We start from the raw sequence: 24,807 nt of genomic DNA, 5'->3' as shown, positions 1-24,807 counted from the left end.
TATAATGATACGTTGCCTTTTTACAATAACCTGATACATATAATAATTCCCTATTTTTCCTCAACTAAATTACAACAGTAATTCCATCACAAAAATATCAATCATGAACTATAATTGACCTAATAATTAATTTATTATGAATTGACCTATTTATTAATAAGATTCGTTTCATAATAACTAAAACGTTTTAATTAGGATTTTAAATGTCAAACTCAGATAGTGTGTTAGAAAAACAAAAAAAAATCCCCTTAAGCCAATTAAAAATTGGTATGTATGTTTTATCTATTTTTACTAAAAATAAAGATGTTAATATCAAATCTGAAGGCTACATATTAAAAGAGTCGAGTATTGAGCAACTGAAAAAATCTCATGTTAACTACGTAGTAATAGATCCATCTAGAACCAAACAAGATGAAGAAAAAAACAAGAATAACATTGCCTCATCTGAAGTAACGTCACCCCAAAAAGTTATTAAAGAATCGACAACTTCTCTCGATACCGAAATAAAAACAGCTAACAAGCTTTATCACAACGCCAAACTCTTACAAGAAAAAATATTACACGATATTACGTTAAATAAAGTTATAGATACTGATGCAGTTCAAGAAAGTACAAACGCAATTGTTGATTCAATATTTAGAAATCAAGACGCCCTCTCTTGTATGTCTCGTTTAAGGTTTAAAGGTGACTATCTAGTTGAGCACTCGCTTAATGTTTCGATACTAATGACTATACTTTGCAAGCACATGAATATAGAACGTAAAGTGATGGAAGAATTAGCTTTAGGAGCATTTTTACATGATATTGGTAAGGTACTTATTCCTGATAATATATTAAATAAACCTGGGAGATTTACTGACGAAGAATACGAAATAATGAAAACTCATGTATTACTGGGTGTAAAGGTACTTGAAGACACACCAAACCTTCCAGATATCGTTATGTCAGTGGTTAAAGAGCATCATGAACGTTTAGATGGCAAAGGCTACCCATACAAACTCGCAGCTAAAGAAATATCTGTTTATGGACGAATGATAGCTATTGTTGACAGTTACGACGCTATGACAGCAGAACGAGTTTATAAAGCAGGAATGCATCCAATAAAAGCGTTTAAAATTCTGATTAGTGAGTCGCCGAATAGTTATGATAAAGCATTAGTAGAGCAGTTTATTCAATGTTTAGGACTTTACCCTATAGGTACCCTAGTAAAATTAAACAGTGGTAAGGTTGGGCTAATCAGTCAGCTAAATAAAAACAAACCACTTAATCCTTTTGTACGTGTTTTTTACAATACTCGTTTAAATCAAGTCATAACAATGGAAGAGTTAGATTTAAGTAAACCCAAATACAACGACCAAATAGAAAGTTGTGTTAAGCCTGAAGAATTTAATTTAGATCTGATGAAGTTTTTCAAAAATGCTTTTATTGATTAGTGCTTTATTGGCAGGCTCCAAAAAACTAATTAAGAGGGACGATATTAATTCTATTACGGCCGTTAGATTTAATGTCGTACAATAATTCGTCAGCTTTATTTAATGCTTCAAGTTCCGTAAGTTTTGAATTTTTTCCATTAAGTAAAACAGCACCAATACTTAATGTAAGTTGTTCAGCAACATTTGAATATTCATGTTTTATCGCTTTTAAATGAATAGCTTGCATCATTTTTTCGATCAGCTCTCGTGCTGACGTCATATTGCAATTTGGAAAAATAACAACAAACTCTTCACCTCCATAACGAGCTACAAAGTACTCTCTACAAGTACAAGCTTCTTTTAACGCTGTAGCCACCTGCTTTAATGCTATATCGCCCGCTCCATGGCCATAGTTATCGTTATATAATTTAAAAAAGTCGATATCAATCAAGGCTATCATCATGGTTGCTTCATTAGCTTGATTTTTTACAACCTCATCTTTAAGTACTACATCCATTTGACGACGATTAAAAACACCAGTTAACGCATCTAAATGGGCAATGTCATGAAGTATTTTACGTTGATTAATTAATTCTAAATGCATCATGACACGAGCAATAACAATATTAGGTTTAAAGGGTTTATAAATGTAGTCGCAACCACCTAAATCAAACCCTTTAGCTTCATCATCATTATTGGCTAAACCGGTAATAAAAATTACCGAGATATTCATAGTTTCAGGTGTTTTTTTAATAACATCAATCACCTCAAAACCAGATAAATCAGGCATGATCACATCCAGTAAAATTAAGTCTGGTAAGTGTTTTTTAGCCAGCTCTATAGCCTGCATACCATTTTTAGCAAAAATAATTTTAGCTTGCTCTTGTAGTAAGTCTTTTAAAATTTTTCTATTCGACTTGTCGTCATCTACAATTAAAATTGATTGTTCCAAAATTGACCTTTATTCACATTGATATGGGTTATTAAATTCAAAGCATTTTTTCTCTCAAAGAGTTTACACGGGTTATCGCTTTCGAGTACTCAATATCTTCAATATAATCAACAATATTGTTCGCCTCAATTTCAAACTCAGTGTTGCGAGTAGACTGAATAAACTCAGGTAATAAATCTTCTACTTCAGCATTCTCTTCTCTTAATAACTTTAGCATATTATAACTAATGTCTTGTACCGATAATGTTTCTGAACTTACTTTTGAAGCACTTAAATACTCATCCACAATAGGTGAACAAGCTAACAAAATAATATTTAACTCTGCGCACACTTGATTAACCAACTTTTCAATATCAATAAGACTTGTTTTCTCCAGCTTAAGCTCAGGGTTATAGCTACTTAACAATAATTCAAACTCACCTGCAAGCTCAGACAATACATATGCACCTATATACGCCGCGTTAGACTTTAAAGAATGGATCGTAATATAAAGATCTTTATATAAATGTTCATTGTACTGCTGCTCAATTAATTTTAAGGTATCGGGAGCACTTTGATAAAAACCAATGACAATTTTTTTAAATATCTCTTCTCTCCCCTCCATTTTTGTTAAAGCTTTATCTGCATTTAGTACTTTTAACGCAGTTAAATTCTTTATAAATTTATCGTGCGGTGTTTGCTCGGTTTGTGGAAGCTCTGTAATATTTGATTTAATTAAAGAATCCTCCTGTATAACAGGTATATATGAAGATTCTGGCACGCTAAACCATTTAGCAAGTAACGATATTAATGCTTTAGGATCTATGGGTTTGGTAAAGTACTCATTCATACCGGCATCGAAACATTTATTCAATTCCTCAGGTACAACATGTGCTGTCATTGCAATAATAGGTAAATCTTTAAATTGCTCTTGAATGCGGATTTCTTGAGTAGCCGTTATTCCGTCCATTACTGGCATTTGAACATCCATAAATACTAAGTCGTAAGCTTTATTGGCTAACTTCTCTAATGCTATTTTTCCATGACTAGCTATATCTATATTTACTTTTGTTTCTTCTAAAAAGCCTAAAACAACTTGTTGATTTAATTCATTGTCTTCAACTAATAAAATATGCTTATTTGAATAGTCTACTTTTGACACATCTAAACAATTAACACGTTGCTCAGGCGTTAATTTAAGTACATTTAATATAGATTCTAATAATAAAGTAGGAGTAACAGGTTTTTCTATAAAGCCATCAATACCCGCAGATTGAGCCATAGGTATTGCTTTGTTTTTATCAAAAGCGGTTACCATCAACACCGCTTTTACATGATAATAATCAGGCTCTAGATTAATTATTTTAGCGAACTCGATCCCGTCAACATCTGGCATTTTCCAATCAGTAATAACAATCTCAAACGGGTTACCTGCTAGATTTTGCTCTTTTAATAATTGTAATGCGCTAACTGCATCGTTAGTCATACTCACATTACAATTATATTCACTTAACGCATCGCTAATAATATCTAAACATATAGGATTATCGTCCACGACCAATATTTTCAATTCATCCATTAAGTGTAAGTTTTGAGGCGCGAAGATTGAATTTTCAAGTGCTTCAAAAGCCACAGTAAAGCTAAACTTACTTCCTTTACCTTCTTCACTTTCAACCCAAATATTCCCCCCCATAAGAGCGGCTAATTCTTTACAAATAGATAGGCCCAATCCAGAGCCCCCGTACTTACGAGTAATAGAACTATCAGCTTGAGAAAATGATTTAAATAATTGTTCAATTGATTCTTTATTAATTCCGATACCGGTATCTGACACACTAAATTCAAGCATGTGTAAATTATTAATATCAATTTCATTATTATAAATGGGATGAGTTATTACTGGCATACGATCACCGTCAACCAGCTTAACCTCAATATGAACATGCCCTTGCTCAGTAAACTTAATCGCATTACCAATTAAATTCACCAATATTTGTTGTAAGCGTACGGGGTCTGATTTTATTTGTTCTGGTACATTTTTATGTACTTGAACCACTAATTCTAATTCTTTAGCATGAGCGCGCAAGGCACAGATATTATTGGCTTTTCTGATGAGGGTATCTATTGTCATAGGGATACATTCAACGCCCATTTTACCAGCTTCAATTTTTGAAAAATCTAAAACATCATTAATAAGCCCTAATAAAGCGTGGGAAGCATCTTGAGTTTTTTCAAGTAAATCTCGCTGATTTTTATCTAACTCAGTTTTTAAGGTGATATGACTTAAACCAATAATAGCATTCATTGGAGTTCTAATTTCATGACTCATTTTTGCAAGAAAGTCACTTTTAGCTTCCATTGCATGCTCTAGCTCTAATGTTCGTTCTTTTACTTGTCGTTCTAAATCTCTATTAATATCGAGTAATTTCAAATGTGTTTCTACCCGAGATAACAGTTCATATTTTGATATTGGTTTGGTTAGATAATCATTACCGCCAGCTGAGAAACTTTCGACTAAATCAGCTACCTGATTTTTTGCTGTTAAGAATATTATCGGCAGCTCATTAACAGAATAAGTTTCTCTTATTTTTTGACAAACTTGATACCCATCCACTTTAGGCATCATGACATCAAGTAATACAAGATCAAATGGTCGCTGCCCTGATGATAGGTTCTCGCTCTCTTTTTCAATAACATTAAGTGCTTGTTGGCCGCCTATAGCTTGAGTTAGCTGGTAACCTTTAGGCATTAAATGGTTAGCTAAAACCTGACGGTTTATTGGGTCATCATCTACGATAAGTATGCTAAACGTGCGGTCTTCTTTATCTATTATGTCTGAAGATAAATCGAAGTCACTCATATTAAAAAAGTAATCTATTTCATCGTCTAAAGGCTGTAAAACGTTCAACGGTTGCTCTAATGCATTTACCTCCTTTAGATTTTCCCCCGCTAATTCTTTTTCCTTTTTACTGGCTAAATTGAGATAAAAACTAAAACAACTTCCATGGTTTTCATCAGGTAATGGTATTGAGCTTACCTCTATAGAGCCGCCATGCAATTCAACCAACTGCTTTGTAACAGCTAGGCCAAGCCCCGTTCCACCTTCTAATTTTAGTTCTGTGTGCTCAGCTTGCTTAAACGAGTCAAATAAACTTTCTAACTCTGATGCTTCAATCCCAATCCCCGTATCTTTAACACGTATAAAAGCTTTTTTACCAATTACATTAGCAGATACGGTCACCTCTCCACTTAATGAATATTTAATAGCATTGCCGATCAAATTAAATAATATTTGTTGTACTCTATCTTCATCCGCCATAACAGGCGGAAAATCTGCAGATATATTATTAACTAACAAAAGTTTTTTGTTTTTTACTGTAGGCTTAGAAAGTGCAATAACAACATTAACCATACTGCATAAATCAATGGGTTTTGTTTGCAAAGTTAAGCTGTGATTTTTTAATTTAGAGAAATCTAAAATATCGTTGATCAAGTTAGACAAACGATAGCCACTAGATACAACCATAGATAAATCGTGCGTTGCTTTGTCGGGTAACTTACCCGCAACGCCATCGATAAGCGACTCGGCCAACCCAATAATACCATTTAACGGTGTACGTAACTCGTGTGAAGTATTTGCTAGAAATTCATCTTTAAGCTTATCTACGCGGGTTAAACGAATGTTAATAGCTTGCTCTCGTAGATGTTTAATATGTTGGCGGTAAATAAGGAAAAAGATAATCCCTAAAATAGCGAAAAGATATAACGTATAAGCCCACCAAGTTTCCCATAAAGGCGGTAAAACGTTGAGCTTTATCGTTTTACCTTCTTCATTCCAATATCCATCACCGTTACTGGCTTTAACTTTAAATACATAATTACCAGCCGGTATATTGGTGTAAGTTGCCCTTCTGTTTTTAGCATCGGTATAAATCCATTCACTATCAAAACCTTCAAGTTTATAGGCATATTGATTGTTCATAGGTTCAGCAAAATGGAGTGCAGCAAATTCAAAAGCGATCACTTTTTCGTGGTAACTTAACGTTAATTCATCTAGTTCATTGATAGCGGCGGGTAAAGAAAAGTTATCTTCTTCTATTGGTTGCTTTGTTTTATTGGATCTTATTCTATTTAATTCAGTGTCGTTTAATAAATGATGCTTATTAGCTATTTTAACGGGTTTATTTAATAGAAAAAAATCAGTTAACACTACTTGAGGTATGCTTGTATCATCTTTTATATTTTCTGGATAAAAATGATTATAGCCATTTACACCACCGAAAAACATCTCGCCACTATTGCTTTTATAGTAACTTAATGCATTAAATTCAGTATGTTGCACCCCATCGTTATTATCATAATTCTTGAAACGTTCTGTTTTAGGGTTAAACTTCGAAAGTCCTTTATTTGTACTCAGCCATAAATTGCCATCAAGATCTTCAATAATCCCTACAACACTGTCATTAGCTAAACCATCTTTTTCTCTGTAATGAATAAAAGACTCAGATATAGGATCAAATTTATTTAACCCTCCTTTTGTCCCTATCCATAAAGTGCCATTTTTAGCTTGAAGAATGGAAAGAACATAATTATGACTTAAACTTTTCTTATTATTTACATCATTCAAATAATGCGTAAATATATTCGTTTGAGGATCAAATTTATTTAGCCCTCCTGATTCTGTACCCAGCCATAAAAAACCATTATTGTCTTCATAAATGGCCCAAATACTATCATCTGATATACTGTTTTTATTATTTACTTCATGGGTATAACGTTTAAAATAATCGCCTTCATAGTCAAATCTATTTAGTCCTCCTCCCCAAGTTCCAACCCATAACTCTCCAGTTTTACTTTTAAATAGAGTTAATACATTATTATTACTTAAACTTTTTAAATTATCGGGAGTATTTACATAATGAGACATAGTATTTTCAACTATATTAAATTTATTTACTCCTCCCCCAATAGTACCTACCCAGAAAGTATTATCATTTTCGGCAACTAACGCAGTTATAACATCACTTGAAATACTATTGGTGTTATCTATTATTGTTTTACGGAGTTCATAAGTATTACTTTTTCTGTCATATATGTTTAACCCCCCACCATAGGTGCCAATAAGTAATCTATTTTTTTTCTCTAAAAAGCTTAAAACGATATTACTTGATAAACTGGTATTTTCTATATTGCTATGGTTAAACTGTATAGTAGATCTATCAAAACGATTTAATCCTTTTACAAAAGTTCCAACCCAAACGCCTCCAAATCGATCTTTGGTTAATGTTGTTATTTCTGCATGGCTTAAGCTTTTGTTTTTATTTTCTTGATGAGTAAAATGGCTGAGAGATTTACTTTTAACATTATAAACATACCCTCCACTTTTAGTGCCAATCCATAAGTTATCATCTTCTAATAAGAGCGAACTAATGTATTGAGCTTTTAAAATAGATAAAGGTTTATGAGCAATAACTTTGAGTAAATTAATATCTAAAAAGGCAACCCCATCATCAGTGCCTAACATAATTTGAGTATCGTTAAACTTAACCATTGAGGTAATAGTAGAACTAACATTATCTACTGGGATAGCCGTAAAAGATTGGTTAATCAAATCAAAATAAAATAGACCACTATTAGCCGTAGCAATCCAAATTTTATTATTGTCAGGTAATAGATAATTGATATCTAAATCAGAAGCATTAATACCCTTTTCTAGGGGCTGATTAAAATGTATAAATTTATCAGATGGCCGTATTAGATGGTTTAAGCCTTTTTTAGTACCAAACCAAAGCCCCCCTTTTTTGTCTTGTGCAATGGACTTAACTACACCATGACTGAGACTTGTTGATTCATTTTCTAAAAATTTAAAATGTGTAAAGCCTTCAGTCTTTTTATCAAATAAAGTAATACCTTGCCCGTTTGTTCCAAACCATAAATTACCAGCAGAATCTTCCATACTTGATATCAAATCATTACTTGATATTGACTTATTATCATCTGGATTATGTCTGTACACCTTAAACTGATAACCGTCATACTTATTTAGACCGTCTGTGGTTCCAACCCACAAAAAACCTTGACTATCATAAAGCATTGTTTGAGCTGTCGCTTGTGATAAACCGTCTTCTAATGAAAAGTGAGAAAATTGTTTATTAGATATTTCTATAGAGAGTGCAATGTTGCTGATAGCAGTAAAAAGAAATAAAAATAGAATGATATAAATGTTAGAGAAACTGAATTTAGATGAATTCATAAAATTGATTAATTTTTTTAATTTATATTAATAGCTTATTTTGTGAATAAAAATCATCTTTTGTAAAGGCAATATTTATTAAATAACAAAAGAACTATCGATCAATATCAATGATTGACAACAATTACCTTTATTCCTTATTCTGTTAACGTAATTAACTGAATAACTTTAAATAACTTAAAAAAAACAATAATTTTACAAGGAATTAACATGTCTAATACAAAAACCAATGTTGAGCAACTTCATGAAGCTGGTGCTTTGGATAAAGATAGATTACATGAAGATCACGTCAATGCGATAAACCAATTATCTCAAGAAGAAGTAGATCATTTAAAATCAATTAATAAAAAAATTCAGAACCAAAGTGGTCAGCCCGTTGGGATTATTCTTTAAGTGATAGGTAAAATAAATAAGGGAACAACTCACTTTGAACGTTTACAAGCTAACTTAAGCTTTTTAAGTGCTAGAGCTGCAGATATAAATAACCAATTTACTCAGCTGGCAATACATCCTTCTGTGTGTATAGAGCACATATTTATCAATCAAATGGTCGCTAGAGCAACCGTTCCATTGATGGAGGAAGTTATTAATTGCGCAAATACAATAGAAAATGATCCTGTTTGTGCACCATTAATAAAGTATATGGAAAAACATATTGCTGAAGAAACAGATCATGATCAATGGTATGTTAACGATTTAGAAAAATTAGGTGTATCACGTGAAGAAATTTTTTCACGTATTCCTCCTTCCAATGTTTCAGCTTTAGTTGGTTCACAATATTATTTAATTCGCCACCATCACCCTATCGCCTTTTTAGGGTATATAGCTTGTTTAGAAGTTAATCACCCAACCGTTGAATATGTTAATAGCTTAATTGAAAAATCAGGATTACCCGCTGAAGGTTTTAGTACTATTTTAGAGCATGCGGTTATCGACAGCCAGCATGGGCAAGATATAATAAATACAATTAACAGCTTACCACTAACTGAAGCGCATTTTAGAGCCATTGAAATGAGCGCATTTCAAACCTATCGTTATGTGGCTTTAGTGATGGAAGATGTTTGCAGAGCTGCACCTAAAAGCACGTAATTTTAAATGGGTATGAGTTTAAAAAACCTTAATCATGTTATTAAGGTTTTTTTATACAAAAAAATCAATAATTGAAGAGATATTATGGAAGCGTTATATAAAACGACGGTACAGCCTGATTGTTATGATCATAGAGATCACCTTTTTTGTGATCTTCATGGAGAAAACTCTTCCTCTTATTCTCATATTTCATGTCCTGTTCAATTAAAAACTAAAATAGCTGAGCATATTCATGAAAAAGTTGATTTACGCCATTTATTAAATTCCCCCATAATTAATCAAGGGTTATTAAATTCTTGCTCTGCTTGTGCGTTGTCGGTTGCCGCTGAACTCTATTTTGTTAACGAAAATAGATCATTACTAAATACCAACGCTATTCATAAAGATCAACTTAAGCAAACCGCAAAATCATTAAACGCATCACCTATGTTTATTTATTACCACGAACGCGTATTAGCAAACGAAGTTGATTTCAACAAACCTGTTTTTATTCGAGATGGCATTAAAGTTTTAAACAAACACGGTGTATGTTCTGAACCGCTATGGCCTTATCCTGAAATGGCCTACCCGAGCAGTATTGCCTCTGTAGTTAAAACCGGAACATTTCAAGATGTTCAATTAGAAGTAGCCAAAGTTTTAAAAGAAAATGCAACCGAAATACACGCAGCAATCACCGAGAAACCTTCTACAAAAGCGATAGCGCAAGCAAACCAATACAAAATTATTCGTTATTGCAAATTATCAGTAAAGGATGATTTAACCGAGCTAAAATTATCGTTATCAAAAGGTATACCGTTTATTTTTGGTATGATGGTACCTAAAAGTTTTTTTCTTATCACCAATAACGGCGTAATGACTATGCCAGCTAAAAACGAGATTAGGTTAGGTGGTCATGCCATGTTAGCGGTTGGTTTTGATGATGAAAAAGAAGTGTTCATAGTAAGAAACTCGTACGGTGATACCTTTGGCGATAATGGCTATTGCTATATCCCTTATCTGTTTTTTTTAAGCCGCTACGATACGGCTGAAGGTGAAGTTGATAACACTTTTAGCTATTGGTGCTTATCTTCTTTGTAACGATAAACACGTAATATTATTGGAGAAACCTTATAATTCATTCGCCGCTTTAACTAAATCAATACAACCGCTAGGTGCATCTTGATTGTCTAGCATCTCTGCTGACTCTCCTATAAAAGCGAGTGACATATAACATTTACTTAAATGGATCATTAAATGATTTTTAATTAAAAAATCAATGCTTTCTTCTAATGCTTCTTCAGTATATGTTTCTTCTGCTGATTGATAATACTCAGTCAATTTAACGAGCAACCTTGCTTTAGGTGTTGGCTCTGCAATCATTCTGTATATAGTAGCGGTTAACCCCGTAAGTATATGAGTAAAATTTGTTGCGACTTTACGCGTATCCATAATAATTATTTGTGACCCTTGGTCAACCATAAATAACATAGGTAAAGCCCCTTCTAACCAAGAGTTGCTCCAGTCATTTAAGATATTTTGTACTTTTTCATGAGCTGCAGTTTCAGATGTAAAAGTAAAGTTTAAGGTATAGATCCCTTGTGTGTTATCTGTTTGCTTAATAAAAAAATAGGCTAAATTAAAGAGTTTATTTTTTGATAGCGGATAAACATACTGATAACTTTTAGTGGGCTCTAATGTTAAACCAAACTGTTCAGGATTATTAAAATAGGGACTAAAACGGTGATAACAAATTTTTGCCATTTGATCGAAAGGTGGGTGTAAGTGCGATACCAAAGGTAACCATTCTGCCATTTCATCGTACCACGATGCTTGTTCAAAAGGAGCGTCGCATAATAAATTCCACGTTACCCTCACACCGTAACTTCTACACCATTTTAAAGCCGCAACGTTTTGAATAGCCGTCGTACCTTTTTTAATAATTTTAAGAAAGTCATCATGTAATCCTTCAATACCAGGCTGTATCCACTTTATACCGGCTTTAGCGAGTTTTTCTACATGGCCTTTTTTTAAATTAGCTTTGGTTTCATAAAAAATATTATATTCATATTTATCGGCAAGCTCTGGTAGTACGCTGTTCATATATTCTACAGGGAGAATATTATCCACAATAAAAAATTTGTTCACATTATATCGCGTGGATAAATAGTCCATTTCTTCAATAGCTACTTCAGGTAGTTTTGAACGATGCTCCATGCTTCCACCGTTTAAACCGCAAAAAGTACAATGTTGTTTAGCTCCCCACCAGCATCCTCTGGATGTTTCAGCTAATAACCCCGGAGAAATATATTCAGATAAATTAAGATTATTTAACGTATTAAAATAGCTATCAAAAATAGGCGAAGACACTAGCGACATATCTTCCATATGCGCTCGGGGGGCTTTTTTTTTTGTAGAAGCATCAGTAAAAATAGCTTTATTTTTTTGGGTAATAAACCCATAAGGTAGGTTATGGTTATCTATTGAATCACCTTTAACTAATTTATCAATAAACTCGCCAATAACATCATCACATTCACCAGAAAAAACATAATCAACCCAAGTAAATTCTTCACTGATGGTTTGCCCCATAACACCTTCGCAATTGGCTCCTCCCATTAAAGTAATAATAGAAGGATCTGCATTTTTAATTTTTCTCAGTAAAGCTAAAGACGCACAATTTTGTTGAAATGTTGACGTACACCCTACTATTCTCGGCTGTTTAGCTAAAACACTTTTGGCCATATCGTCTATAAAATTTGTAGCGCTATCTCTAATAGATAACAACATTTGTTTTTTAGGCTTATCTAAATCTCTAAATAGTGCGAAAAAACCTTCATCCTTTAAGTCGTGTTGCGGAAATGCTGATTGAGAAAAAGTCCATTCACCTATCAAATAATCATTAAAAGCATTATTAATAAATTCGTATTCTGCCAAACCTATTTTTTTAGCAAACTCTAAATTCCCATAAACTGAATGCACCGTATTTCCATACTGACTAATATAGTTTTCAAGTACACCTAATGCCAAAGAAGGCGTGCTAAGAGAGGTATAAGGCATACTGATCAAACAAATATCTGCTTTCATATAAAACGACTTAATATCATGAACATATAATTTAACCCGAACTCGGGATAATGGATTTTGTAATTTACTGATTTATAAATAAAAGATGATAAACATAAATAAATATTATCCAAATAACACGTTATTAGCTTCCTAATGTTGAAATTTATTCGCTTAACAAGGCATTTTTTATTGACTAATAGCTGGCTATTAGCAATAAAAATAACGACGTTAGGTGATTAAATAGCAATATTAGGCATAATTGCTTATCCCGAATTCGGGTTATCTATATTCACTATAAAATTTAGTCATGAAGTTAACAAGATATAATGCCTTTTATAAAAATAAGATCATGATAAAACTTGATCTAGATTTTACTGTACAAAAAACCTGCTATAGTTTAGATAACAAGCAATTTTTAAATATAAAAATTAGTAAATAAGCTATTCCCTTCCCGCTTATTTATGCATGTCAATAACAAGGAGTTGAGAATAATGGATTTACAAGACATGAAAATTCTTATTGTTGATGATGTACCTGAAAATATTCAAGTGGCTATGAATATTTTAAAAGAAGAAAATTATTTATTATCTTTCGCATCTGACGGCTTTGAAGCGCTTGAACTCATCAAACATGAAACGTTTGATCTTATTCTGTTAGATATTATGATGCCCAAACTAGACGGATTTGAAGTATGCCGTCAGCTTAAGCTAATGGAAGAACATAAAGATATCCCTATTATCTTTCTCACCGCTAAATCCGATATAGACTCAATATCTAAAGGTTTCAAATTAGGCGGTGCCGACTACATAATAAAGCCCTTTCACGCTGAAGAAATTCTCTGTCGTGTCAAAAATCATTTAGAACTACACCGCGCTAAAAGTTTATTAAAACAAACCAATATTAAGTTAACTGTAAAGGCAGGTTTTCAACAAGAAAGATTAACGAACGAGTTAGAAGAAAATCAGCGTGAAATGATTTACATTTTAATGGAAATGATGGAATTAACATCGGATGAAACAGGTCAACATATTAAACGTGTGGCAGAGTCATGCAGGCTATTAGCACATTATACTGAAAGTTTAACGGAAGAAGACGAAATTATTCTTTTCCACGCATCTCCCATGCATGACATAGGCAAAATAGCTATTCCAGAAGAAATCCTCCATAAACCAGGAAAACTCACAGAAAGCGAGTTTGACATAATGAAAACCCATGCAGAAAGAGGAAAAGATTTTCTTAAAAAATCTCATCGTCGATTATTTAAATCTGCAGGGATTATAGCTTATGAACATCATGAAAAATGGGACGGTAGTGGCTACCCTAGAGGCCTTAAAGGCAATGAAATACACATATATGGTCGTATAGTCGCATTAGCCGATGTATTTGACGCATTAACTCATAAACGCAAGTACAAAGACAGTTGGCCAATTGATGAAGCCGTCGCTTACATACAAGCACAGTCTGGCTCTCATTTTGATCCCGCGCTGGTTAATATTTTTATTGAGCATTTAGATGAATTTATTGCTATAGGAACAAACTAGCGAATGAAAAAAACAAGCTTAATCACTCACTTTTTATTGTGTATATACTTGCTTAGTTCCTTTTCAATTGCTCAAAATACCGATAAAACAAAAAACACCGAACAACACACAACTTATAATCAAATACTAACCCCTTCAGAACTGTTATGGATAAAACAAAACCCTGTTGTAAATGTGGGTGGAACAAAGGATTGGACACCTTTTAATTTCGCTGACGATTCAGGTAAACATCAAGGAATATCTAACGATTACCTATCACTTATTACAAAATATACAGGTTTAACATTTAATATTTCGATTTCAACTTGGGACGATAATTTAGCTAAAATAAAAACCGGTGAAGTAGACTTATTACCAGCGGTATACCACACAAAAAAACGTGAAGAATACTTAAATTTTTCTCAACCTTACTTCGAAGCATTAGATTATTTTTTTATTCATCAATCTGTAAAAGCTGAATCAATTCAAGACCTAAATGGTAAAACAGTCGCTATTCCTAAGAGCTATGCTCATATAGAAATATTGCAAAAACATTACCCCAAAATAAATATTTATTTAGTTAATACCTTTGGAGAAGCTATAGATGCGGTTTTAGAACGCCGTGCAGATATACTTTACGATACTTACGGAGCCCTTATTTATACACTTGAAAAAGAAGGTATAAATACAATAGTCCCCTTTAAATCAACCCGCTCAATTGGTATGCACACTATTCACATTGTTACTTTGAAAAAAAATAAAACACTCGCAGGCATTATTAATAAAGGGTTATTAGCAATTACTGAAAGTGACAAAAAGAACATTTCTCAACGTTGGCTAAGTAATAAACCAAAAAAGCACTCAACAACAGAATACCTCACAACAGATGAAAAAGAATGGTTACTAAAACATCCTATTATTACATTTGCAGGTGATCCACATTGGTTGCCTTATGAAGCAAAAGATAAAAATAACCAATACATTGGAATGGTGTCTGATTACTTAAATGTTTTAAGCCAATCCCTTAATATAACGTTTAAATACATACCAACAAATACTTGGGCTGAATCGGTTGCACTGGCTAAATCAGGGGAAATAGGGCTTATTTCAACAACCGAACAAACATTTTTATCTAACGAATTAGAATTTACCGAACAATACCTTACCAGCCCAATTGTTATCGTGATGAAAAGTAAACAAAGGTTTATTGAAAATATTGATAGCATCAAATCAAAAAAAATAGCGATCGTTAAAGATTACGGCAACACCCATCAAATATTAAATCGCTATCCCTATATTCCATTTAACAAAGTAGACACCGTAGCTGATGGTTTAACAGCTGTATCCACAGGTAAAGTAGATGCTTTTCTCGGCACACTACCTCAAGTTAGCTACCTAATATCAGAAATGGGGATAAACAATATTAGAGTGGTTGGTACAACCGAATTTAAAACAAAACTCACTTTTGGAGTGAACCCAGAATTATCTTCATTAATTCCTATTCTAAATAAAGCATTGAAAAAAATTCCCCCCAGTGAAAAACAAAGCATAGCCCAAAAATGGGGACGTTCTCAGTTTGTCACTAAAATTGATTATCAGTTAATCGCTCAAATTGTCTCTGTTTTTATTTTTATTCTGATTTTCATCATTTATTGGAATAGAAAACTTAAACACGAAATACTCTTAAGAAAAGAAGCAGAAACTCAAACAAAAGCTTTACTCGATAATATTCCACAACATGTTGTAGTAACAGATCTTAGCGGCAATATTATTACAGCGAACAAAAAAGCTAAACATGACAATAATATTAAAAATATCGATATAAAAAAATTAAATATTGCTGATTTCTATCACAATATGAATGATAGAGAAACGGTAGCCGAGGAAATTAAAAAGCACGGAAAAATAGAACAACTTGTGATTCCTTTCAAGCGTTATGATGGTTCAGTACATTCAATGATGATTTCGGTAATTCCCCTTACCTATAAAAGGAAGCCTGTTTTATTAACCATAGCCGTTGATGTAACTGAGCGTATCGCTATGGAAGAAAATTTAGAGCAAGCAAAGCTGTCAGCTGAAATGGCAAACAATGCCAAGTCAGAATTCTTAGCCAATATGAGCCATGAAATCAGAACCCCAATGAATGCAATTATTGGTTTTACAGAACTACTTAGCGAACAGATTACGGATCGTAAATTAAAAACTTTCGTCAACACCATACAATCAGCAGGTAACTCTTTATTAATGCTGATTAACGATATTTTAGACTTATCTAAAATAGAAGCGGGTAAGCTAACCATTATTAAAGAGCCTACCAATATAAACGGATTATTTGATGAAATAGGCAATGTCTTTTTAATGAAAATTAAAAGTAAGAACATAGACTTTATTATTGATGTTTCAGACGATATTCCCCGTCACTTATTAATAGATAAAGCACGAGTAAGGCAAATACTTTTTAACCTTGTAGGCAACGCAGTTAAATTTACGGACTCTGGTTTAATTACCTTAAAAGCAACAATAGAAAAAAGTACTAATAATCAAGAAAACCTTATTATATCAGTACAAGACAGTGGTATTGGTATTTCTGAAAGTGATCAAGAATCTATCTTTGAAAGCTTTAATCAACGAGAAGGACAAAGCGTTAGAAAATATGGTGGTACAGGCCTCGGCTTAACAATTAGTAGAAGACTAACCGAATTAATGAATGGTGACCTATCGGTTACTAGCATACTCAATAAAGGCTCTTGCTTCAGTTTAAAATTACACGCAATTGAACAAATATTATCAAACGAAGACATATCTCCTAAAGAAAATAATGATACCAAAAAATGTGATTTTTTAGGAGCCAGCATACTGATAGTTGATGACATTGAAGACAACAGGCAATTATTAATAGAAATATTCTCTTCTCTTTCTATTCAACTATTGATAGCTAAAAGCGGTGAAGAAGCCGTCGAAAAAGCCCATAGCAATAATATTAGCTTAGTATTAATGGACATTAGAATGCCTGGAATGGATGGATACGAAGCCGCACAAATCATTAAAGCATCAAACCCTAACCTACCTATAATAGCGTTAACTGCATCGGTAATGAGAAGTGATTACGAACGACAACGACGAGAAAATTTTGATGGTTACCTACGTAAACCCGTATTACAAAAAGAATTAATTGATGAACTCACAAAACATTTAGATCATGTGTTTGTATCAAGTGAAAATAATAAAAAAGAGGCTCATAACACTACAACGATAGCGCTTCATAATAAAGAACGATTAAAGGAGCTTACTGAAACCTATGTTCCAATCTGCCTGCTATTACAAAAAAATAATCAGCTCAACGGTATTATCAAGTTTTCGCAAGAACTAGAGGTTTGGGCGAAAAAAAATGAAGAATACTCTATAGAAGAATACGCACAAGAGCTTTTTGCTGCAGCTGATGTATTTGACATAAATAAAATTAAATACTACTTACATCAATTTATGTTATTCACTGAACAAAAATAAAAAAGCCTGCATCAATGCAGGCTTTAGTTATATTTTATATCAAATATATTATATGGTGCCCCGACCCGGATTTGAACCAGGGACACGAGGATTTTCAATCCTCTGCTCTACCAACTGAGCTATCGGGGCAATTTAGCGACTTAATACAATTCTAACATTTAAATATGCTTAAGCTCTAAAAGAGCGCACATCATATAAGTTATTAGTTTCGCTAGCAACTTATTTAACTTGATGATTTACAATTCAAAATCGTCAAAGTCGAAATCTGTAGACGTATCTAATGTTTTTTTAACAGGAGGATCAAGTAAAGAAGGTTGCACAACTTTAGTTTCTTCTTCTACTTTAACTTTGGCTATCACTTTATTTTCAAAACGTTTTTTACGTTGAATACAGCGCTTGATAACCTTTTGTTTTTCATCCGAATTAATATTCGTCCATGTTTGACGCTCTACTCTTGTTCTAAAACACCCTAAACACTGACCTTTGTCATTTGACTGACAAATTCCAACACAAGGACTAGGAACATCAAAAAACTCTAATTGCATACTCACATAGGAACCTTAACGCAATTGACATAAATAATAAGATCAAAAGATATCTATAAATTATAACACATATACCCATGCCACCTCAGACGTCCTGAAACTGCATATTGAGGTGGTATGAGTATAGATACTTTTACCTAAGTTCTCTAACTTATGCCAGCTTATCTGTTGCAAGATGGTAATTAAGATCTTCAATCCCAATAATTAATTGATCATTTCTAGTCGTTAAAAAGACCAAGCACCCTTTGTATAAAAAGGCCAAATTATTTATGGAACGGTATAAAAAATAGCTTTAAAAACAAACTAAAAAGAAATTAAACCTTAAATACAGGGAGTTAAAGCGGCGTGAATAGTATAGATAGGAATGAAAAAAGTCAATAACTGCTTACTTTTTAGGCATGAAATCAGAAAAGATAAAACAAGCACTTACATTAAATCTTACAGTGCAGGTACACGTAAAAGTTTTACCATTGAGTACTTAACCTGAACTTGGTTTAAGAGATTCTTAATAAATTGAAATATAAGAAAAATAGTTTTATTGAGCCTCTAGCTAGTTTTTCCTAATTCAAGGTAAATTTCGCGTCAATAGCCAGTCTATTGCAAGTAAATTTAACGCAGAAGTTAGGAAAAGTAACTACTAGAGAAGCATTTATTAAGCTGAGTTCAGGCTACTTAGCCTATTATGAATTAAAATTTATAATACCTATTTAATAATTATTGAATAGGTATTTAAATATTCAAATTAAGCATTAGCTAATTCACGCTCAAGTAAGAAAGATCTAATTTCATCTCTAGTACCTAAAATATGTTTTTTCAAAACAGCAACAGCATTCTCAATGTCTTTGTTTTTGCAATAAGTAAGTATTTCATTATGCTCAGATTCTGCTTTTGAAATACCACCTGCCCAAAGTAAATGCATTCGAATATAACGGTCTGCATTTTTATTAAGGGTATTAACTAAATCGATTGTTTGCGGCTTGTTTGATGCCGAATACAAACAATTATGATAACTAGAGTTTAACTCACTCCATTTATTAGCGGCATTTTCTGTGCCTAAAGCACGATCAAGCTGATGCAATAAATGAGTTGCTTCTTCTAATTTTTCTTCTGATAAATGAGGGATAGACGATGCCAGTAAGTCAGACTCTAATAATGCACGAAGTTCAAATAATTCATCAACCCTGCTGACATTAAGTTCGGTTGCTGTTGCGCCTTTATGTGGTTCAAAAGAAACTAAGCCTTCAGCTTCTAACTGTAATAAAGCTTCACGAATAGGTATACGGCTAACATTTAATTCTGTTGCTAACGCCGCTTGGCGTAAAGGTTGTCCAGCCTTTATTTCTCCGCTTAATATTTTTTCTCTAATAGTTTCAACAACCAGTTGAGTTCTTGTTTTATACGTAATGGACATTTGCGTTCCCTGAAATTATGGAGCCTATATAAATTTCATGCTAAAAACATATACAGACAAACTTATTATATTCAATAATTTGAATATAAGTATTCTATTGTCACTTAAAAAGTTAACCTCATATTAACCTTTTTTTAACATTTGTAAAAGTACTTCATATCTTATTAAAGAATATTTCTGAATTCTACTGAATAAAACAAACTGATAACTAAAAAGGTTAACTAACCTGAACTCGGTTTAAGAGCTCCTTAACAAATTGAAATATAACAAAAAAATAGCTTTACTGAGCCTCTAGCTTGCAAGTTTTTCCTAATTCAAGGCAAATTTCGCGTCAATACTCCTCTATTGCAAGTAAATTTAACGTAGAAGTTAGGAAAAATAGTTGCTAGAGAAGCACTTATTAAACCGAATTCAAGGTTAAATAACCTCAGCTCGGGATAAGCAAAGTTACTCAACAAGCTATTTTTATGCCTAACTTTGTTGAATTTATTACTAATAGCTAGCTATTAGATAGAAAAATTCGCCTTGTTATACACAAAAATATCAATGTTGAGAGACTAATATAACTTAGGAAAACAACGATACAGATTAAGGCTTTGATAAATAAGAATTTTAATTCATTATCTAACATTCATTAACCCGAGTTGAGGTTAAATACTTAATTTTAATTAATAGAAAGTGATTTAGCTCATACAAAAATCATTAATTATTGAGCTATTGCTGGCTTAGCAATTTAAAATGCTAATAAATCAGAGATAAATATTCCGCTGTTGATTATCGGAGAAAAGTTATCTGACCTTAATAGAAAGTGTAAAATGAAAAAATCTTAGACAAAACAAATAATAAACACTTGTTTTTACCTATGCTAACTTGAGTGTTAATCATTATGCCATTTTATTTTCAGTCCGCTAAAAACGTGTAGTTTATTATCATCGAGAGGCGTTTTCTCTAATTTTTCAATAGCATCTGCCGCTAATTTAGTTTGCTCTGAGGTGATTTCTTCACGTTTTTTCATCACGATAAGAATTTTCAACAAACTAAATAGTAGTTTAACGTTTGTAGGCGCTAATTTTAATGCTTGAATAACAGAGTTGAGGGCAGGTAAAAGTTTATTCTTTTGAAAAAATTCTACAGCCATACTATTAAGCTGCTTGGGGGTAAAATTAATTTCTGAACGTTCGTCGGTTTCTTGTTCGACATACTTACTGAGTACTTCACTGGTTAAAGAGTCACCCGACACTTGATTTTTAACAGCTTTAAGTAATGTAAAAGCTTCTTCTCTCATTCCTAACTCATGAAAAACTTTTACTTTATCTAAGTTATCTTCAATAGATTCCGACGGCTTTAAAGTTAAATGCATTTCTACTAATTTTTTTGCTTTAACATTTTCATTTCGCACATTATGAAGGCGAGCTTTTACCACGGTAATTTGCTCTTTAAATAAATTTAAATCTTTATATCCATGCTCTAATTTTTTAATAAACTGATCTGTTTCACCTAGTACTTTATTAGAAGACTCATCAGTTATAGTGCAAGCTAGATCAATGCCTGAACGAATAACATTTAGTATTAATGCAGGAGAGTCGTGAATAGAATTTTTGGCATTAATTGCAATATTCTTCGTTGCCATATACTGCCCCATATGATCGTGATTTAATCGCGCTAAATCCCATGACTTCTTATTTCGCTCAATATTACGAGGTGATAGTTTCGTTGCCTTTTTAATTTCTTCGTAAGCGCGCTCATAGTTTTCTTGTTCCATATAATATTGAGCTAATAAATCATGCAAAGCAAAACGTGTATCAGGCTTATTTGCTAACTCCTCCAATAAATCTTGAATTTCTTCCATTTTCCCTTGTTTTAATAACGCTTTTACATAGCCCAAATACACCCATGCATAGCGATATTTAGATTGCAGGCCTTTGAAGAAAATTTCAGCCTCTTTATATTCAAGTAAATTAATAAAGGCTTCACCTTTCATACGCTGAATATTAGGGTGATATTTAGCCAAGGTTTTATCTAATAAAAAACGATCTGCATAGTAAATAACTTTAGAAGGCTCTTTAAGATCAATCGATTTATACAAACTAAAAAGGTGTTTTTTAATATCTAGAGTGTATTTAATCCTTGCGATAACGGTTTTAGGTAAAAGAGGTTTTACCCAAAAATCATCCGGTTGCAATTCTACAATTGAATTCACTAAAGATTCGTTGGTTTCAGAACTCAGAAAAATAAGAATAGTGGTTTTACTAACATGCCCTTTAAATTTAAGCTCTTCTAATAAATGAAACCCATCTTTATCACTTTTTACATTAAATGAACAAATAATAATATGAAAGCGAGTTTCTTCACATAGACTTAAACCATGATAAGCATTTTCAGCACATCGAACGGTTTTAAACCCTAAATCGAAAAAAGTATGTTTTAAAAAATCGTGTACAAGTCTATTATCATCAATAATTAACACATTTAAATTAGCAAAATCATCTAAATCGCTTTTACTTGTTATTTCCATCGATAATAAAACCTTTGCTGTTTGAAGTAATTACCTTGTTATTTTTATCAACTACTTTGAATAAAAGCAATGTAAATACGAATAGTCCACTATTAAAATAATAGACTATCTACAGATAACCCTTACAAAAATTTGACTATATAAACTTTTATGACAATTACAACGAAAAAAATTTACTTTATATCTGGCACTATGTGTGATGAACGTTTATGGACAAATGCATGGAAGTCACTATCAACATTACTCCCTGCAAGTACTGAATTTATTCATTTACCTATACCATCATTAAAAACAATTGATGAAATAACCGAACATTTATCTCAACCAATTTCTGACAGTAGCTACCTCGTAGGGTTTTCATTGGGTGGTTACCTAGCATCAAATATTGCTCTTAAACATCCTGATAAAATAGCTAAGTTATTACTTGTATCGAATATGTCGAGTGCCTTACCTGAAAAAGAAAAAAAAGAAAGAGCTCGAACCATTCAATGGATAAAATCTAACGGATATAGCGGCATACCTGACAAGCGCATACATCATTTATTGCATCCTTCAGCGCATACTAATGAGCTCATAAAACAAACTATTCGTGCAATGGATCAAACCTTAGGTAAAAACGTATTACTCCATCAATTAGATGTAACAACGCAACGGAAAAACTTATTACCTGAATTATTCAAACTGAATTGCCCAATAAAATTTTGTGTAGGTGATAGCGATTGTTTAGTTAAATTGTCACGTATTGAAAAACAAATTGATGAAGCAATAACACAGAATAAAACTTTAAAAATACTTAAAAATACGGGTCATATGCTACCGTTAGAACAACCCCAACTATTAGCTCATACAATTTCAGAATGGTTTTTAGACCCATCGTAGAAGCGCTTGAGCAAAATCACTTCATCAACAATGCTTTGAATTGATATTGCTCAAATGCTCTAAAATACGCATATTAATTGGTAACAGGTATAGGCAATAAACAAAGCCAATAAAACTCTGACAAATAAAAAGTAAACCATGTAAAATAAGCGCAATATGTTTACAACGAGATCTTTCCATTGACTGCCAATGCCTTTTCATCTTTAAATTTAAATCCTGATCTGCTTCATAACCTCATTTCTCTTGGTTATGAAGAAATGACAGAGATCCAAGCCCAAAGCCTACCTCATATATTATTAGGTAAAGATCTTATCGGGCAAGGTAAAACAGGATCAGGAAAAACAGCAGCTTTTGGTTTAGGTTTACTAAACAAACTTAACGTTAAACGATTTCGTATCCAAACGCTTGTGTTATGCCCAACACGCGAACTTGCTGATCAAGTCGCTAAAGAATTAAGAAAACTCGCCAGAACCATTCACAATATAAAAATATTGACCTTGTGTGGTGGTGTTCCATTTGGACCACAAGTAGGTTCGCTTGAGCATGGCGCTCATATTATTGTTGGAACTCCTGGGCGAGTTGAAGATCACTTAGGTCGAGGTACATTAACACTTAATGATGTAGACACTTTAGTGTTAGACGAAGCAGATAGAATGCTTGAAATGGGCTTTCAAGCTTCACTTGACGCCATCATTAGCCAAATACCTAGCGAACGCCAAACGTTATTATTTAGCGCAACTTTCCCAAAACAGATTGAAGCTATTTCAAATAAAATAATGAATAAACCAGAAATGGTTGAAGCCAAAGGTGAGCATACAGAACAAACTATTGCACAGCATTTTTTCAAAGTGGAAGATGACGTACAACGCATTGATGCTATTAGATTATTACTACTCGCACATAAGCCTGAAACCTCAATTGTATTTTGTAATACCAAAAGAGAAGTGCAAATGGTTGCTGATGCCCTTAACAACTTCGGTTTTAGCGCAGTCGCTTTACATGGAGACTTAGAGCAACGCGACAGAGATCAAACCTTAGTTAGGTTTTCAAATAATAGCGCTTCAATTATGGTTGCAACTGATGTAGCCGCTAGAGGGCTAGATATAGATAATCTTGATGCCGTTTTTAATTACCAAATTGCACACGACAGTGAAGTACATGTTCATCGTATAGGAAGAACAGGTCGAGCAGGAAGCAAAGGTATAGCTTGTACATTATACAGCGATAAAGAATCTTATAAATTTGGCTTACTTGAAGATTACTTAAATAAAACAATAGAAAGCGAATTACTACCCGATGCAAGCGTATTAAACACAACTCCCGTAAAACCTAAAATGACAACAATACAACTTGATGCAGGTAAAAAACAAAAAATTAGACCCGGTGATATTCTAGGTGCATTAACCGGAGATAATGGCATTGAAGGATCGCAAGTTGGAAAAATTCAATTAGGCGCTACGTGGGCTTATGTAGCTGTAGAAAGAAGTGTTGTTAAAAAAGCATTAAAGAAACTCTCGCAAGACAAATTAAAAGGCCGAAACGTAAGAACACGGCAGTTGCTAGATTAATATCAAGTCACGATAACAAAAAAGATACAAAGCACTGTTGTTATATACATGTACAGATGATATTGTTAACAGGATTTTTTGCGTTTTAGTTTAATACAAAAGATCCTCGAGTTTACTCAATAATATAAATAT

Annotated in this window: 14 protein-coding genes and 1 tRNA gene; 8 read left to right on the top strand and 7 right to left on the bottom strand. The window is 32.9% G+C overall.

Annotated features, from left to right (window positions below):
* The first annotated feature begins 203 nt into the window (after positions 1–203).
* On the top strand, positions 204–1,433 hold the full coding sequence (locus tag ACM9HF_RS17090) for a cyclic di-GMP phosphodiesterase (RefSeq protein ID WP_473611947.1): 1,230 nt from the start codon (positions 204–206) through the stop codon (positions 1,431–1,433).
* Positions 1,434–1,458: 25 nt separating this feature from the next.
* Here ACM9HF_RS17090 and ACM9HF_RS17085 read toward each other — a convergent pair whose 3' ends face one another.
* The gene (locus tag ACM9HF_RS17085) at positions 1,459–2,364 is read right to left on the bottom strand and encodes a GGDEF domain-containing response regulator (protein WP_473611942.1); all 906 of its coding nucleotides are present in this window, start codon (positions 2,362–2,364) and stop codon (positions 1,459–1,461) included.
* Positions 2,365–2,401: 37 nt separating this feature from the next.
* Positions 2,402–8,596: a response regulator gene (locus tag ACM9HF_RS17080; protein WP_473611939.1), complete on the bottom strand. Its 6,195-nt coding sequence runs from the start codon at positions 8,594–8,596 to the stop codon at positions 2,402–2,404.
* Positions 8,597–8,806: 210 nt separating this feature from the next.
* Between ACM9HF_RS17080 and ACM9HF_RS17075 the strand changes: the two genes are divergently transcribed.
* The 3 genes from ACM9HF_RS17075 to ACM9HF_RS17065 all read left to right on the top strand — a co-directional run bounded on the left by ACM9HF_RS17075 (position 8,807) and on the right by ACM9HF_RS17065 (position 10,762).
* Positions 8,807–8,989: an aroma-sacti cluster domain-containing protein gene (locus ACM9HF_RS17075; RefSeq protein WP_473611935.1), complete on the top strand. Its 183-nt coding sequence runs from the start codon at positions 8,807–8,809 to the stop codon at positions 8,987–8,989.
* Positions 8,990–9,685 (top strand): iron-containing redox enzyme family protein, encoded by a 696-nt coding sequence (locus ACM9HF_RS17070; RefSeq protein ID WP_473611931.1) that lies wholly within the window; start codon positions 8,990–8,992, stop codon positions 9,683–9,685. It abuts the gene before it with no gap.
* Between the two features lie 84 nt (positions 9,686–9,769).
* Positions 9,770–10,762, top strand: a complete 993-nt coding sequence (locus ACM9HF_RS17065; RefSeq protein ID WP_473611927.1) for a C1 family peptidase — start codon at positions 9,770–9,772, stop codon at positions 10,760–10,762.
* A gap of 30 nt (positions 10,763–10,792) precedes the next feature.
* Here the strand turns inward: ACM9HF_RS17065 and ACM9HF_RS17060 are convergent, their stop codons facing one another.
* The gene (locus ACM9HF_RS17060; protein ID WP_473611923.1) at positions 10,793–12,748 is read right to left on the bottom strand and encodes a RiPP maturation radical SAM C-methyltransferase; all 1,956 of its coding nucleotides are present in this window, start codon (positions 12,746–12,748) and stop codon (positions 10,793–10,795) included.
* A 473-nt stretch (positions 12,749–13,221) separates the two neighbouring features.
* Here ACM9HF_RS17060 and ACM9HF_RS17055 point away from each other — a divergent pair, with 473 nt between their 5' ends.
* Together ACM9HF_RS17055 and ACM9HF_RS17050 are read left to right on the top strand one after the other, a co-directional pair.
* Positions 13,222–14,271, top strand: a complete 1,050-nt coding sequence (locus ACM9HF_RS17055) for an HD domain-containing phosphohydrolase (RefSeq protein WP_473611920.1) — start codon at positions 13,222–13,224, stop codon at positions 14,269–14,271.
* Positions 14,272–14,274: 3 nt separating this feature from the next.
* Positions 14,275–17,757: a transporter substrate-binding domain-containing protein gene (locus ACM9HF_RS17050; RefSeq protein ID WP_473611917.1), complete on the top strand. Its 3,483-nt coding sequence runs from the start codon at positions 14,275–14,277 to the stop codon at positions 17,755–17,757.
* 53 nt (positions 17,758–17,810) lie between these two features.
* Here the strand turns inward: ACM9HF_RS17050 and ACM9HF_RS17045 are convergent.
* The 4 genes from ACM9HF_RS17045 to ACM9HF_RS17030 all read right to left on the bottom strand — a co-directional run bounded on the left by ACM9HF_RS17045 (position 17,811) and on the right by ACM9HF_RS17030 (position 22,228).
* Positions 17,811–17,886 (bottom strand) — tRNA-Phe (locus ACM9HF_RS17045).
* A gap of 107 nt (positions 17,887–17,993) precedes the next feature.
* Positions 17,994–18,302, bottom strand: coding sequence for a DUF1289 domain-containing protein (locus ACM9HF_RS17040; protein WP_473618326.1), 309 nt, complete (start codon positions 18,300–18,302; stop codon positions 17,994–17,996).
* 742 nt (positions 18,303–19,044) lie between these two features.
* Positions 19,045–19,713: a GntR family transcriptional regulator gene (locus ACM9HF_RS17035; RefSeq protein WP_473611913.1), complete on the bottom strand. Its 669-nt coding sequence runs from the start codon at positions 19,711–19,713 to the stop codon at positions 19,045–19,047.
* Between the two features lie 877 nt (positions 19,714–20,590).
* On the bottom strand, positions 20,591–22,228 hold the full coding sequence (locus ACM9HF_RS17030) for a response regulator (protein ID WP_473611909.1): 1,638 nt from the start codon (positions 22,226–22,228) through the stop codon (positions 20,591–20,593).
* Between the two features lie 150 nt (positions 22,229–22,378).
* Between ACM9HF_RS17030 and ACM9HF_RS17025 the strand changes: the two genes are divergently transcribed.
* Both ACM9HF_RS17025 and dbpA read left to right on the top strand, forming a co-directional pair.
* Entirely contained in the window at positions 22,379–23,107 is a 729-nt protein-coding gene (locus ACM9HF_RS17025) for an alpha/beta fold hydrolase (RefSeq protein WP_473611906.1), read from the top strand.
* Positions 23,108–23,286: 179 nt separating this feature from the next.
* Positions 23,287–24,675, top strand: coding sequence for an ATP-dependent RNA helicase DbpA (dbpA, locus tag ACM9HF_RS17020; protein ID WP_473611902.1), 1,389 nt, complete (start codon positions 23,287–23,289; stop codon positions 24,673–24,675).
* Positions 24,676–24,807: the final 132 nt, after the last annotated feature.

This window comes from Colwellia sp. RE-S-Sl-9, assembly GCF_048296855.1.
Taxonomy (GTDB): domain Bacteria; phylum Pseudomonadota; class Gammaproteobacteria; order Enterobacterales; family Alteromonadaceae; genus Pseudocolwellia.
The sequence above is the reverse complement of the archived record's forward strand: the minus strand, read 5'-3'. Positions and strand labels throughout refer to the sequence as shown.